This is a genomic window from Lacticaseibacillus suihuaensis (assembly GCF_054785075.1).
In genome coordinates this window covers 96,524-111,137 of sequence record NZ_BAAGBJ010000005.1, presented here as the reverse complement: position 1 = coordinate 111,137, position 14,614 = coordinate 96,524, and the positions used below count along the sequence as shown (strand labels likewise).

Sequence of the window (14,614 nt, the reverse complement as noted above, 5' to 3'; positions counted from 1 at the left end):
ACAACTTTTGGTGGCGGCCGCCGCAACCTGCGCCACCGGCGTCTTGCACCCGTTTTCACGTTGTGCTACGCTAGCCGCGAGGTGATAACTTATGAAAATGATCGACCTGGGCCAAAGCGGCCTGAAGGTATCCGCCATCGCGCTGGGCGTGATGCGCATCACCGGCCTCGACTTGGCCGGCGCCACCAACCTGCTGGAAGCGTCCCACGACGCCGGCATCAACTTCTTTGACAACGCCGACATCTACGGCGACGGCAAGTCCGAGACCTTGTTCGGCCAGGCGCTGAAGAGCGCCAACTTCAAGCGCGAGGACGTCATCGTCCAAAGCAAGGCCGGCATCGTGTCGGGTCAGCGTTACGACTGGTCCCACGACCACATCATCGAGGCCGTCGACGGCAGCCTGCAGCGCCTGGGCGTCGATTACCTCGACGTGCTGCTGCTGCACCGGCCGGACGCCTTGTTCGAGCCCGAAGAGGTCGCGTCTGCCTTCGACGAGCTGCACAACAGCGGCAAGGTTCGCAGTTTTGGCGTGTCCAACTGCAACCCAAGCCAGATTGAGCTGCTGAAGTCGGCCGTAAGCCAGCCGCTGGTCGCCAACCAGCTCCAGTTCTCCCTGATGCACACCGGCATGATCGACTCGGGCATCCACGTCAACATGACCGACGACCGCTCCATTGACCACGACGGCGGCATCCTCGAATACAGCCGCCTGCACAACATGACGATTCAGGCTTGGAGCCCTTACCAGTACGGGTTCTTCGAAGGCGTCTTCATCGACTCGCCGAAGTTCCCGAAGCTCAATGCCAAGCTGCAGGAGCTGGCCGACGCCTACCACACCAACAAGAACGCGATTGCCTCCGCCTGGCTGGTGCGGGTGCCTGGCACCCAGGTGATTGCCGGCACCACCAACGCCCACCGCATCCAAGAAATCGCCGAGGCCGGCAACATCCGGTTCAAGGCGCAGGAGTGGTACGACCTGTACTTCGCGGCCGGCAACGACCTGCCGTGATGGTTGGAACCAGGCATCAAAAGAGCCTCAGCTGCCGCTGAGGCTCTTTTTTGGTCCGGTCAGCTCTACCACGTCTGCACCTTGTTCAGTGGCCAGTAGCGCCACTTGACGACGCCGATGATGCCGGCTTGGGTCACGAAGCCGAAGTTGCGGCTGTCGTAAGACACGCGGCGGTTGTCGCCCATCACGAAGTAGGCGCCGGCCGGCACGGTGGCGCGGTGGGTCGCCTTCAGGGTGGCCAGTGTGAAGTCATCGGTGAAGTGGCCGCTGGTGGTCACGTGCTGCTGCTTGGCCCAAAGCCGCACCGAGGCGGCCATGAACTTGGCCTTCAGGTACGGCTGGGCGACCTGCTTGCCGTTGATGTACAGCCGCTCGTTTTTGACCCAAACGAAGTCGCCGGGCAGGCCGATCACCCGCTTGATGTAGGTGCGGTCCGGGTCATCCGGCCCGTGCAAAATCACGATATCGTTGCGCTTGATGGTCGCGCGTCGCACCGCCACCACGCGGTCGCCGGGGTGCAGCGTCGGCTCCATCGAGGTGCCGTCGATCACGTTGTTGGTGAGAAAATGACCCAGCAGCGCCTGGCCGCCCAGAATCACCAGGGTGACCAGAATCAAAACCCCCATCAGGCGCAGGAGGGCAATCAGCTGCCGCCAGGCCTTCTTGTCCGTCACGGTCGCGCCTCGGGGCGGTCGTCTAGACCCGCTTCCAAGGCGCCGCGCTGCGCGTCCTCTTTTTGCCTAATGGTTCGCATCGTGCGGAAGTACATCGTGATCAACACGCAGACGGAGCCGATCCAGGCCAGCGGGTTGGCCATCGAGGCGCCGGCGAAGCCGAACTGGCCGACCAGCACGATGCCGGCGAAGGCCCGCATCGCCAGCTCGAAGAACCCGGCGACGGTCGGCACCAGCGTGTGGCCCAGCCCCTGCAACAGGTTGCGCATCGTGAACAGAATCGCGAGCAGCCAGTACATGCTGGCGTTGTAGTGGAAATAAGTCTGCGCAAGCGCGGTGACCGCCGGCTGGTTCGGGCCGAGAAACAGGTTGACCAGAGGCTTGCCGAACACGATGATGAGCGCCCCGAGGGCCGCGGAAATACCGACGTTCAAGGCCAGCGTCTGGTGGACGCCCTGGCGAATGCGGCCGTACTCCCGGGCCCCGAGGTTTTGGGCCGCGTAGGTCGCCATCGCCACCCCGAAGGACGACGCCGGCAGCGTGGCGAGCTGATCGATCCGCCCCGCCGCGGTGTAGGCCGCCACGGCGTTGGTGCCCAAGGTGTTGAGCATCACCTGCAGGATGACGGAGCCGATGGCGATGATCGACATGGAAAAGCCCATCGGCAGGCCGACCACCAGGTGGTGCTTGATCTCGTGCCAGTCGATGGCGAGGTCCTCGCGCCGCAGGTTCAGCATCGGGATTTTCTTTTTAATGTAGACCCAACACAGGATGGCCGAGACCACCTGCGCCGTCACCGTCGCCCAGCCGGCACCGGCCACGCCCCAGTGAAAGCCCAAGATGAAGAGGAACTCCAGCGCAATGTTGATGATGGTCGCGATGATCAGGAAAAACAGCGGCGTTCGCGAGTCGCCGAGGGCACGCATCATGTTGGACAGCAGGTTGAACGCCATCGCCGCGATGATGCCGTAGAAAATCACCCGGATGAAGGCCACCGAGTCGTTCAAAATCTCCGGCGGCGTCTGCATCAAAGTCAGGATCGGCCGGGTCAGCCCGGCGGCCAGCACGGTCAACAGCAAAGAGATTCCAAGCGTAATCCAGACGCTGGTGCCGAAGCTTTTCCGCACCGCCTTGGCGTCCCTGGCCCCGTAGGCCTGCGCCGTCAGCACGGACAGCCCCGCCGTGGTGCCTTGGGCAAAGCCGATGATCAAGAAGTTGACGCTGCCGGTCGCGCCGACCGCGGCCAGCGCCGCCTTGCCGATGGTGCGACCGACGATCAAGGCGTCCATGAAACTGTAAAGCTGCTGAAAGACGTTCCCAATCAGCAGCGGAATGGTGAAGAAGAATACCAGCTTAAGGGGGTTCCCCTTGGTCAAAGTACGCAACGCTTGCCCTCCTGTGTGTGACGTCGCGAGGTCTTGCCTCGCCTGAAAGATTCGATTCTCGGTACACCTTATCACACTTGACCGAACCAAGGGACCCCCTGCCGCCAAAAAGATTGCAATTGTCGCGCGGCTAGGCGGTTGGTGGCGCTGCCGCAAGGACGACACCGGCCGCGGGGCGGCCGGCTGGTGATTGGCGGCTGGCGGGGTGGTCTAGGGCGGATACCCAACCGCTGAGCCGTTCTAGGGGGCAAATGCCACCGCACCACGACTTCGCAATCGCACAAAAAAAACGCCCGGCACAATCGCTTGTGCCGGACGCGCCGAAGCCACCGCAGACGTGAAATCCGCGGCAGCCTCGGTCTTCTTGCTAATCACTTGCGTCCTTGTGCTGTCGTCCCCCGTCAACCGCATTGCTGCGCGGTACCTTGGGACAAGCCCCCTGTCAGTCGGTGCCGCAGCTACCTCGCAAGCGAGTAGGCACCGGACTGTGCGGCAGGCGGATGGTGGTCCACACCCTGGTGGTCGGCCTCAATCGGAGGAGGCCGTTGCACGAAAACGTCGACGTTGTTGCCTGGTTCGGCATGGCATGGGTGGGGGTACTGGGAATGCTTATGTCCCGGACCTTCCCCCTAAGCAGTAGAGTTGCAAGCGCTGCGGCCGCGGCGTTTTCCCTGCCCGTTGACAATCATCTGAGTCTAGTGTAAGCCCTGCCAATTTGGCCGTCAAATTTTATGCTCACGCTGCAGGCGCGATTTTCCCCGTCCCGCTAAATACGCTCGGCTTGGCTCCGGGTCGTCGAGCTCCGCCGAGCAACGCGGGAGCGGCTAGCTACGCCGCGTCACTTGGGGCTAAGTGCGGGTCCCAAGCGCCACGGCTAGGCTACCCGTCCCGCTAAATACGCTCGGCTTCGCTCTGGGTCGTCGAGCTCCAGCCGGCAACGCGAACACGCCTAGCTCGGGCCGGCACTCGGGGCCAAGCCCAGGCCCCAAGCGCCAACCCAACGCTACGCGGTTCGCTAAATGCGCCGGCTTACGCTCTGGGTTCGTCGAGCTCCAGCCGGCAACGCGAACACGCCTAGCTCGGGCCGGCACTCGGGGCCAAGCCCAGGCCCCAAGCGCCAGCCCAACGCTACGCGGTTCGCTAAATGCGCCGGCTTACGCTCTGGGCACCAAAAAGGACCCATCCGTGGATGAGTCCTTGGCTGTCTCAATCAGACGTCTGCGCCGCCACCGCCGGAGCTGCCACCGCCCCAACTGGAGCCGCCCCACGGGCCACCGCCGCCGCGGCGCGAGCTTGACAGCAGAGTGTCCAGCAGCCACCACAGCCACCAGCCGGAACCGGAGCCGCGGCCACCACGGCCCCCGCGACCGCCACCGCCCAGGCCGAGGAAGATTACGACCAGCACGACGATGAAGAATAAGCCGATGATTCGCACCAGCAGGTTGGATCCGCTGTCGCTGCCGCGGTCCGCTGTCGCCTGGCGGTAACTGGCCATGCGCGCGTCGGACACCGTGTTTTGGTCCTTGGGGAACTTGTACTTCTTGTCGATCACGGTCGCCACGGCGTTGAAGACGTTGGTGATGGCCTTGTTGACGCGGCTGTCGGACTTGGCCTTGATGTCCTTGAGGTTCTGGTTCAGGATGCGGCCGGCCAGCGCGTCGGTCAGCGTGTCTTCCAGGCCGTAGCCGACCTCGATGCGCATGTTGTGAGCCCCGTCGTTGTCGGCAAAAACGATCAAGACGCCGTTATCCGCGCCCTTTTTACCGATACCCCACTTGGCGAACAGGTCCGGGGCGTACGCACCGACCGCGTCGCCGCCGGTCGACTTCACCACCGCCACGCCGATCTGCGGCCGTTGGCTGGTGGTCTGGTAATACTGGTTCTTCTGGTCGATCAAAGACTGGTTGGCGGCGTCCAACAGCCCCAGCCCGTCGTAGTAATAATGCGCCGCCGGGCGAGCCGGCAGCGTCGCCGCCTGGGCCGGCTCCGGCCGCAACAGCCCAAGCGCCAGCGGCAGTAACAGCAACCAAAGCCACCACGCGCGTTTTGTCATCGCGGGCCTCAGTCGGTCAGGTCAACCGTCGGCGCCTTGTACGCGCTCGGGTCGGCCTTGAACGTCGCCTTTTGGCCCAGGCCCATCATGTTGGCGAACAGGTTCTTCGGGAAGGTGACGACGCTTGAGTTGTAATCGCGGACGTCATCGATGTAGCGCTTGCGCTCGACGGCGATGCGGTTCTCGCTGCCTTCAAGCTGCGTCATCAAGGTCGAGACGTTGCCCGAGCTCTTGAGGTCCGGGTAACTTTCCTGAATCACGTTCAGCAGGGTGCCGACGCTTTGGTTCAGCTTGGCATCGGCATCGGCCTTGGCCTTGGTGGAGCTGGCGCTGCTGTATTCGCTACGCGCCTTGGCGATGTCGTCGAACACCTGCGTCTCGTGTTTCATCTGCCCCTTGACGGCGGCCACGAGGTTCGGGACCAGGTCGGCGCGGCGCTGCATCACGTTTTCGACTTGGCTCCACTGCGCTTCCACGGTCTGGTTCTGCTTGGCCAGCCCGTTGTAGGTGGTGACGCCAAAAATCGCCACGAACAGCGCGATGACCCCGATCACAATGCCGGTCACGGCGACCGGACTGAGCTTTTTGTTTTGCATACTTTTCTCCTTATTGGTCCTCAAGTATCCCCATTGTATCATGCCGCCGTGACCCGGCATCAGTCCCAAGCATGATTTGCGGTCAGCAAAGCCGGCCCCCGACGCTGGAAACGGCGTCGAAAGCCGGCGAGAGGGTCGCGGTCACCCGCCAAGCGAGTGCTCGCTACTTGAAGTAGTTGAAGCCGATGGCGTCTCGCACCTCGGCCAGGGTCTGGTTGGCGACCTCGTTGGCCTTGGCCGTGCCGTCGATCAGAATCTGGGCGACCTGATCCATGTCCTTGGCGTAGGTCTCGCGCCGCTCGCGAATCGGCGTCAGGATGCCGTCCATCACCTCGTTGAGGTAGCGCTTGATCTTGACGTCGCCGAGGCCGCCGTGCTGGTACTGGGCCTTGAGCTCGGCCACCTTGGCTTTGTCCGAATCGAAAATGTCGAGGTAAGTGAACACCATGTTGCCCTCGACTTGACCCGGGTCCTCGACGTGGATGTGGTTGGGGTCGGTGTACATCGACATGATTTTTTGCCGCACCACGTCGGCAGAGTCGGCCAGGTAGATGCCGTTGTTCAGCGACTTGCTCATCTTGGCGTTGCCGTCGATGCCCGGCAGGCGGCCCTGGCCCTTCGGCGGGAAGTAGCCCTCGGGCTCAACCAGCACCTCTTTATTGTAGGTACGGTTGAAGGTGCGAACGATTTCGCGGGTCTGCTCGAGCATCGGCTCCTGGTCGTCGCCGACCGGCACGGTGTCGGCCTTGAAGGCGGTGATGTCGGCGGCCTGCGAGACCGGGTAGATCAGAAAACCGGCCGGCACGGACTCGCCGAACGCCTTTTGCTTGATCTCGGTTTTGACCGTCGGGTTGCGGTTCAGGCGCGACACGGTGACCAGATCGAGGTAGTACATGGTCAGCTCGGTCAAGGCCGGAACGCCGCTTTGCACCAGAATGGTGGACTTGGCCGGGTCGATGCCGACGGCGAGGTAGTCCAGCGCGACTTCCATCAGGGAGTTGCGGATTTTCTCCGGATTGCGGGCGTTATCGGTCAAGGCCTGGGTGTCGGCGATCATGATGAAGTTGTTGTACGCGCCCGAATTTTGCAGCGCGACGCGGTTTTGCAGGCTGCCGATGTAGTGGCCGATGTGCAGGCGGCCGGTCGGGCGATCGCCGGTCAGAATCGTATGTTTGGTCATGTTTTCTCCTCCTATTTGCAAAAAAGGCCGCCCTATCCCAAGGATAGGGCGGCTGAGCGCGGTACCACCTATCTTGCCGCATTGCGGCCTCTAAGGCTTAAGGCGCTCCCACCGTGTGTCTCACGCGAGCCAATTCACCCAAGCGTTGCGTCGCCTTCCCAGTCCCGGCGGCTTCCTGACCAACCACTTGCGCTACTCATCGCGTTCACTGACGTCTGCCTTCATTCTAAGGGGGGCAGCCGGAGGTGTCAAGCGCTGCCATGGCCGACCCGGGCGGCCCGACGCGCCGGCAACGTCGGGGCGTGGCGGCAACGAAAACGGCGACCCGGGGCGTGGCGGCGGCGAGAACGGCCGGCCGGCCCATCGCCGCGGCGCCGCCGGGTGATGCCGCACGGGTCGGCCGCGGCTTGCCCCCCCGCCCCTGCGGCCAGTGCCGCCATCGCTCACGGCCTGAACGACCTACCTTAGCGCCGGTCAGTTGGCCGGTCCAGGCGTTAATTGGCCGGGCCGCCGTCGAATTTCTTTCGGCGGCGGCATTAAATATTTTATAATTACTTATGAAGTCAATAATCACCGTCAAAGGAGGACCCTATGCCCCTGTCGCTTGCCCCAGGCCCGGCCAATCCGTTCCCCATTCCCGGTGGCATCATCAGCCCCTGGCTCGAATCGCTCGGCCTTGCGCTTTTGCTGATTGCCGTAGCCTCGTTTTTGATCCTACTCATCACATCCCGCGGGTCTTAGACCGCCAACTAAGGAGATGGTGCCATGTTCCACCTCATGATTTTGTTCGTCGCAGGTCTTGCAACCTTCAACTTCGCCCGGATTTTCACCTCGCTGGCCGTGGCCAACTTCGCCAAGGCCAAAAAACTCCGCGCCGCCAAGCGCCAAACGCTGCCGACCGCCGGCATCGCCGTGGTCATCCCCGCCTACAACGAGGAGAAGGACATCGAAAAATGCGTCCGGTCCGTCGTCGCCAACCCCTACCCGCACAAGCAGGTGATCGTGGTCGACGATGGCTCGACCGACGCCACCGCCGCCATCCTCGACCGGCTGGTCCAGGAGTTCACCGACCTGGTCGTGGTTCACCAGCCCAACGCCGGCAAGGCCCGGGCCCTGAACAACGGCATCATGAACTACGCCGAGCACGAGCTGGTGATGGTGCTGGACGGCGACTCCGCGTTGGCCCCCGGCGCCTTGGCGGCCATGGTCGCGCATTTTGAGGCCGACCCGACGCTGATCGCCGCGGCCACCAACGTCGTGATCGAGGCCGCCCACAACGTGATCGAATACACTCAAAAGCTCGAGTACCTGATCGGCAACAAGTACAAGGAGGCCGAACCGGCGCTGAACCTCGAGTACATCGTCGGCGGCATCGGCTCGACCTTCCGCAAGAGCGCGTTGAAGGAAGTCGGCGGCTACAGCACCGACTCGATCACCGAAGACATCGACCTGTCGATGAAGCTGATTCACCACTTCGGCAACCAGCACTACCGCATCGATTACACCGACGACGTGGTCTGCTACACCCCGGCCGCTCACAGCTTCGCCGACCTCAAGACCCAGCGGCTGCGCTGGAAGTACGGCCGGTTCAAGGCGCTGGCCAAGAACCGCCGGCTCTTTTTCTCCCGCGACTTCGCCAAGTACAGCCCGACTTTGACCTGGTGGAAGCTGCCCAAAATCGTCTTTTTCGAGGAGCTGATGATGCTCTTGGAGCCGGTGTTCTTGTGCCTGATGGCCTACCTGCTCTACTTGTACAGCGACCTGACCACGATGTCCGGCACCGCCATCGTCTACGCCTTGGTAGCGTTCACCGCGATCTTCGCCGATGCCCACCTGCCGCGCCGCGAACGGCTGCAGCTGTTGGTCACCGCGCCGTTCACCATCTGCCTGCTGTACATCGTCAACGTGGTCGACTTCGTGTCCTTGATCAAGTGCCTGGGCAAGTCGCGCGAAATCGTCTTGAACACCAACCAAACCTCGGCGTGGGAACACATCGAACGCTGACCAGACGCCTGCAGAAATGCGGGCGTCTTTTGGTACCCAGAGCGTAAGCCGGCGGGTTTAGCGGGACGGCTAGCGCAGGGCTGGGGCTTGAGGCCCGACCTTGGCCTCAGGCACCGGCCCTAGCTGGACGCTCCCGCGTTGCCGGCTAGAGCTCGACGACCCAGAGCGGAGCCGAGCGTATCTAGCGGGACGGGTAGCCTAGCCGTGGCACTGGGGACCCGCACCTGGTCCCAAGTGACGCGGCGTAGCTAGCCGCTCCCGCGTTGCTCGGCGGAGCTCGACGCCCCAGAGCGTAAGCCGGCGGGTTTAGCGGGACGGCTAGCGCAGGGCTGGGGCTTGAGGCCCGACCTTGGCCTCAGGCACCGGCCCTAGCTAGCCGCTCCCGCGTTGCCAGCTGGAGCTCGACGACCCAGAGCGTAAGCCGGCGGGTTTAGCGAACCGCGTAGCGTTGGGCTGGCGCTTGGGGCCTGGGCTTGGCCCCGAGTGCCGGCCCGAGCTAGGCGTGTTCGCGTTGCCGGCTGAAGCTCGACGACCCAGAGCGTAAGCCGGCGGGTTTAGCGGGACGGGTAGCCTAGCCGTGGCGCTGGGAACCCGCGCCTGGTCCCAAGTGCCACGGTTGGCGACGCAATCGCGATTCCGCTTTACATCTGCGCCCAAAACGCCTAGACTTGATGAACCAAATTATGCGCGGCGGATTGAACCCGCCGGTCGGGAGGGCCTATGCAGGAACAGACGAAGCAGCAGGAACAGGCACGTGTGGACTGGGTGCGTGAGCAGATGACCGCCCGGCTGGCCGAAGTGAAGGCACAGCAGGCGACCGCTCATCAAGAAACCACCCGCGTCGAGCAGGCTTACGGCGAGGCCACCCGTGTCAACATCACCGAAATCGACGACCGGATGGAGACCAACGCGGCCGTTCAGCAGCAGAAAATGATGGTCGCCCGGGCCGTGGAGAACGAGACAATCCTGCAACACGAGGAGGACCGGCTGACCCGGCTTTTGCCGGCGCCGTACTTTGGCCGCATCGACATTCAGCAAGACGGCGAGCGAGAGACGCTTTACATCGGCACCGGCACCTTCATCGACGGCCAGGACCGCTTCCTGGTTTACGACTGGCGAGCCCCGATCGCCAGCGTCTACTACAACGGCACTTTAGGGCCAGTGACCTACCAGGCGCCGGTCGGGCCGATGACCGTCACGCTTGAGAACAAGCGGCAGTTCACCATCGAAGGCGGCCGCATCACCAACGTGTTCGACACGGACGAAACCGTCGGCGACGCGGTGCTGCAGGCGGTGCTTGGGGCCCAAAGCGACGCCTTGATGCAAAACATCGTCGCCACCATCCAAAAGGAGCAAAACGACATCATCAGAGACACCACGGCCGACGTCCTGGTGGTGCAAGGCGTCGCCGGTTCGGGCAAGACCTCGGCGGCGCTGCAGCGCGTCGCCTACCTGCTGTACCACAGCCGCAAGACCTTGGACGCCGATCAGATGGTGCTGTTTTCGCCCAACCAGCTGTTCGCCAATTACGTCTCCGCGGTGCTGCCGAGCCTCGGCGAAAAAAACACGCGCCAGGCCACGCTTTACGAGTTTTTCGCCAAGCGCTTCTCCGGGCTGCACGTCGAGACGCTGTTCGAGCGGTACGAACGCGACCTGATCGGCCTGCCCGAGGCCGCGCAGCGCATCCGCCGCTTCAAGGAGCAGTCCCGCTACCTGGATCTGATCGACGCCTACTTGAAGCGGCCCGAGCGGGTGCCGTTTTTCGTCGACATCACGCTTAACGGCGAGGTCTTCTTCTCGGCCAAGACGATTGCCAAGATCTACGCGGCCCAGCCGGCGACCGCGACGGCCGCCAACAAGTTCCTGGACACCAAAAACACGCTGATTCGCCGGCTGAAGCTGCGCATCGGCATGGCGCTTGGCGACGACTGGGTCCAAGCGCGGCTCGGCAGCATGTCCGAGGAGGAGGCGCGGCGGCGGCTGGGCGGCCACCGCTTCGCCAGCGCCGACGCCGAGGCGACCTTTTTGGCCCGGCAGCTGGTGGAAGAGGCCGACGCCCCGGTTTACGACGCGATCTACAACGACTACTTCCTCGACGCCTATCAGGAGTACGGGCGCTTCCTCGACGCGGCGGTCGCCCCGGTCGCACCCAAGGTCTGGGCCGTCGCCGTCGCCGCCTACCGCGCGGATCTGGAGGCGCATGTGCTGCGGCTGGAAGACGCCGCGCCGCTGTTGTGGCTGCGCGACGCCCTGACCGGCGGCGGGGCCAACCACCGGATGCAAAACGTGTTCATCGACGAAATGCAAGACTACAGTGAGGTGCAGCTGCGCTACCTGCACCACGCGTTCCCCAAGGCCAAGCTGACGCTTTTGGGCGACGCCAAGCAAGACGTCTTCTCAAGCGGCTACCAGGCCCTGGACCTGCGCCGCGAGCTCGGCCGCATTTTTCCCGGGCTGCGAGTTCACCAGGTCGACCTGATGCGCAGCTACCGCTCGACGCGGCCGATCACCGAGTTCGCCAAGGCGCTTTTGCCCGACGGCTCCCACATTCAGGCCTTCAACCGCGACGGTGCCAAGCCGCGCCTGATGGTGCTGCCGCGAGCCGGCTACCGCGACGCGCTAATCGCCACGGTCACGCGGCTTTTGGCCGCCAACCACACCGTGGCGATCCTGACCCGCGACGCAAGCACCGCCGCCAAGCTGTTCGCCACGCTGCAGCTGGACGTGGCGGTGACGCTGCTGACGCCGGCCGACCACCAGATGCACACCGGCTGCGTGATCCTGCCGGTGTACCTGGCCAAGGGGCTGGAGTTCGACGCGGTGGTCGGCTTCGATGTGTCGGCCAAGACCTTCGCGGCCAAAGGCGACGGCGACGTGCTTTACACGCTTGCCACCCGGGCCTTGCACACCCTGGTGCTGATCGCGCTGGACGCGGTCAGCCCGTTGATCGCGGCACTGCCAGCCGCGCTGTACGACCGGGTGCCAACCACCACTCCCGCAACGACTTAACACCAAAGGGCCGCCTCGCGATTGCGAGGCGGCCCTTGTCGTCACCGGCGCCACCGCGGCCGGCCGTAGCTGACCGGGCGACCGGGCCGCACCGCCAACCACCGGCGACCTGACAATTTGGTCAAGACGGTCCGGCTCCGCTCAACCGTTGCGGCACTGAGGAACAGTAAGATAAAGCCGACGCACTTGGCCCCCCACCCCATGGCAAAAGGCGACGGCCACGGCAGGGTCAGCAGAAGCATTAAGGCCGCAAACACGCCGTAGCAGGCCCAATACACCCACCGGCTGTCGGCCACCAGCCGTTCGCGCTTAGCGAGCACCGCTCGCATGGCGGCGTCCCCTTTCAGCAGCGCATCGAGGCTGACGCCCAAAGCGTCCCCGATGCGAACCAGCGACGCCAGGTCCGGGTAGCTGCGACCGTTCTCCCAACTGCTGATGGTTTGCCGTGCAACGCAGCACGTCGTCGCCAGTTGGGCCTGAGTCAGCCCCTTGGCGCGACGTGCCGCCGCCAGTCTTTCTCCAAACATCTCGCCACCTCCACTGACTTCAGTCTACGAGATTCGTCGCGACTTGCCCAGGTTATTTCCCGGGAAATAACGGCTAAGAATCTCGGCGTCACAAAAACCCTGCGCGTTTGCGCAGGGTCCTGACTTCAAAGCCCGTCGCCACCAGCCGGTGACAACGGGCAAATAGTTGTATCAACCAATCGCCGCCGCGGTTCGCGGCCGCTCAGCCGACGGCCACGGCGCAGACGTCGCGGCTGTCAAGCGTCGTCAGCGCCAGCGTCGTCAGGGCCGAGACGAAGGCGGCCGCATCGACTTGCGCTTGCGGCGCGTAGGCGATCAGCAGAAAGTCGGTGGTCGCCGGCGTCACCATCGCCCGGCGCGAATCGCTGGTGGGGCTGCCGAATGGACCGGCCGCGTCGGCGGCGACAATCAGGTGAGCCAAGTCGATGCTGCCCTTGCCGATGCCGGGGTAGCTTTGGCCGGGCTCACCGACCGTCACCGTCAGCGGCGCGGTCAGCGCGGTGCGGTCGTACAGGCCGCAGCTGACCCTGAAGCGCAGCGACAGGTAGTTGTTCAGGTCAACGGCGCGGTTGACCTGGTACAACCCCTTGCCTTGGGCAATGCGCCGCCACAGTGCCTCTTGCGACGGCCGGTAGCGCGACGGGTCCTTGCCCAGGCGCTTGTAGACCGCTCGCATGGCGGCGATGGCCGGGTCTTGGGCGACGGCGGCCGGCGTTTCGTACGGGCAACCGGCGATCAGCGGCGTGAGGGCCGTGGTCCAAAGTTGGGCGGCGTCTTCGGCGTTCGCGCCAGAGAAGGTGAAGGCGAACGGGGTAAGCCCCGCGGCGGCGACGTTTGAATTCAAATTGATGTACATCATGATGTCCTTTCAGCGATTGACTTAGAATCAGGCAATGGCTGGGGTCGGCACATCGTTTTCAAAAAGCGGGGCAAGCAGCATAGCGACGCTCCTTTCTCACAGGAACAAGGCGACGAAATTGTTCAAAAAATGCAGGCCGATGTCGTAGCGCAGGTCTCGGGTGTAGGCGTAAGTCGCGGCGAACACCCCACCCATGGCGACGTAAATCGCGAGGTTCAGCGGATCGTCGAACCCGGTGTGGGCCAGGCCGAACAGCAGCGCCGACAATGCGCTGCTGGCCACCCGCCAGCCAACGCGGTCCTGGTGCGGCAGGCAGTGCATCAGCAGGCCGCGAAACAGGAGCTCCTCGGCCGGCGGGGCCCCGACCACGGTGATCAAAACCATCGGCAAGGGCGACTGCTGCATCATTTTGATCAGGTCGGTCTGGTTCTCGGCCTCCGGCGTCACCTGCCAGCTGACCAGAAGGCTTGACGCCACCTGGATCAGCACCAACGCGGCGACCATCAGCGCCATGTACCGCGCGACCGGCCAGTCGAGCCGCCGCAGCCCGTAGACTTGCGGCGACTCGGTCTTCAAGAAGCGCTGGTAGACCTGCCACACGGCCAGCAGCAGGCCGCCGAACAGCACGGTGAACCACACCGCGTTGGCCAGTGCGGTCTGCGGCCGAATCAGGCTCGGGGCGAGCACGAACGCCGCCACCAGCTGGTACAAAATGAACAGGCCGCCGACAATCAGCAGCCGGCCGACCGTGCGGCCAATCTGATGGCGCATGGGCGTCACTCCCTTCGGTGTTACTAGTAACTATACACCAGTCTGCGCGAATCTGCCGTTCTGCCCTACCACCCCGCGGCCAAAATGTGTTAGGATGGGCGAACGCCTCGCCGCAAGGCACACCAAACCACCCGACCACATGAGGCGGTCGGGCGGTGGCTGGGTGAGACAATGGTGGTAGGAAACGGGCTTCACCCGGCAACGCGAACCCGATTAGCTTGAACTGGCTCTCGGAGCCAAGACCGCTCCAAGTGCCAGTCCTACGCTACTCGGTTCGCTAGACCCACCGTGTTCCGCCCTCTCCAAAACGGGCTTCACCGAGCATCGCGACGCGGCTAGCTACGCCGTGTCGCCTGGGCCAAGGTCGGGCCCAAACGCCGCGTCTAGGCTACCCGTCCCGCTAAGCGTTCGGCTCCGCCCTCTCCTAAACGGGCTCCACCCGGCAACGCGAACCCGATTAGCTTGAACTGGCTCTCGGAGCCAAGACCGCTCCAAGCGCCAGTCCTACGCTACTCGGTTCGCTAAACCCGCCGTGTTCCGCCCTCTC

Annotated in this window: 11 protein-coding genes; 3 read left to right on the top strand and 8 right to left on the bottom strand. The window is 63.8% G+C overall.

Going from position 1 to position 14,614, the window contains the following annotated elements; translation table 11 throughout:
- Nucleotides 1–91 precede the first annotated feature (91 nt).
- Nucleotides 92–1,009, top strand: a complete 918-nt coding sequence (locus tag ACYVRZ_RS06145; protein ID WP_461225672.1) for an aldo/keto reductase — start codon at nt 92–94, stop codon at nt 1,007–1,009.
- Nucleotides 1,010–1,074: 65 nt separating this feature from the next.
- On the opposite strand, the gene lepB is transcribed toward ACYVRZ_RS06145, so the two are convergent.
- The 5 genes from lepB to trpS form a co-directional block, all read right to left on the bottom strand.
- Complete coding sequence (lepB, locus tag ACYVRZ_RS06140) at nt 1,075–1,683, bottom strand: signal peptidase I (RefSeq protein WP_461225670.1); 609 nt, start codon at nt 1,681–1,683, stop codon at nt 1,075–1,077.
- Nucleotides 1,680–3,068, bottom strand: a complete 1,389-nt coding sequence (locus ACYVRZ_RS06135; protein ID WP_461225668.1) for an MATE family efflux transporter — start codon at nt 3,066–3,068, stop codon at nt 1,680–1,682. Before ACYVRZ_RS06135 ends, lepB begins: the two co-directional genes overlap by 4 nt.
- A 1,210-nt stretch (nt 3,069–4,278) precedes the next feature.
- Nucleotides 4,279–5,121, bottom strand: coding sequence for a TPM domain-containing protein (locus ACYVRZ_RS06130; protein ID WP_461225666.1), 843 nt, complete (start codon nt 5,119–5,121; stop codon nt 4,279–4,281).
- An 8-nt stretch (nt 5,122–5,129) separates the two neighbouring features.
- Nucleotides 5,130–5,717 (bottom strand): LemA family protein, encoded by a 588-nt coding sequence (locus ACYVRZ_RS06125; protein WP_461225664.1) that lies wholly within the window; start codon nt 5,715–5,717, stop codon nt 5,130–5,132.
- A 163-nt stretch (nt 5,718–5,880) separates the two neighbouring features.
- Nucleotides 5,881–6,897 (bottom strand): tryptophan--tRNA ligase, encoded by a 1,017-nt coding sequence (gene trpS, locus ACYVRZ_RS06120; RefSeq protein ID WP_461225663.1) that lies wholly within the window; start codon nt 6,895–6,897, stop codon nt 5,881–5,883.
- A gap of 765 nt (nt 6,898–7,662) precedes the next feature.
- Between trpS and ACYVRZ_RS06115 the strand changes: the two genes are divergently transcribed.
- Together ACYVRZ_RS06115 and helD are read left to right on the top strand one after the other, a co-directional pair.
- Nucleotides 7,663–8,901 carry a glycosyltransferase family 2 protein gene (locus ACYVRZ_RS06115; RefSeq protein ID WP_461225661.1) on the top strand — a complete coding sequence of 413 codons (1,239 nt, stop codon included), beginning with the start codon at nt 7,663–7,665 and terminating at the stop codon, nt 8,899–8,901.
- 720 nt (nt 8,902–9,621) lie between these two features.
- Nucleotides 9,622–11,910, top strand: coding sequence for an RNA polymerase recycling motor HelD (gene helD, locus ACYVRZ_RS06110; RefSeq protein WP_461225659.1), 2,289 nt, complete (start codon nt 9,622–9,624; stop codon nt 11,908–11,910).
- Nucleotides 11,911–11,951: 41 nt separating this feature from the next.
- Here the strand turns inward: helD and ACYVRZ_RS06105 are convergent, their stop codons facing one another.
- The 3 genes from ACYVRZ_RS06105 to ACYVRZ_RS06095 all read right to left on the bottom strand — a co-directional run bounded on the left by ACYVRZ_RS06105 (nt 11,952) and on the right by ACYVRZ_RS06095 (nt 14,067).
- Nucleotides 11,952–12,437 carry a helix-turn-helix domain-containing protein gene (locus ACYVRZ_RS06105; RefSeq protein ID WP_461225657.1) on the bottom strand — a complete coding sequence of 162 codons (486 nt, stop codon included), beginning with the start codon at nt 12,435–12,437 and terminating at the stop codon, nt 11,952–11,954.
- Between the two features lie 202 nt (nt 12,438–12,639).
- Nucleotides 12,640–13,296: a B3/B4 domain-containing protein gene (locus ACYVRZ_RS06100; RefSeq protein WP_461225655.1), complete on the bottom strand. Its 657-nt coding sequence runs from the start codon at nt 13,294–13,296 to the stop codon at nt 12,640–12,642.
- Between the two features lie 96 nt (nt 13,297–13,392).
- Nucleotides 13,393–14,067, bottom strand: coding sequence for a CPBP family glutamic-type intramembrane protease (locus ACYVRZ_RS06095; RefSeq protein ID WP_461225653.1), 675 nt, complete (start codon nt 14,065–14,067; stop codon nt 13,393–13,395).
- Between the last annotated feature and the right edge of the window lie 547 nt (nt 14,068–14,614).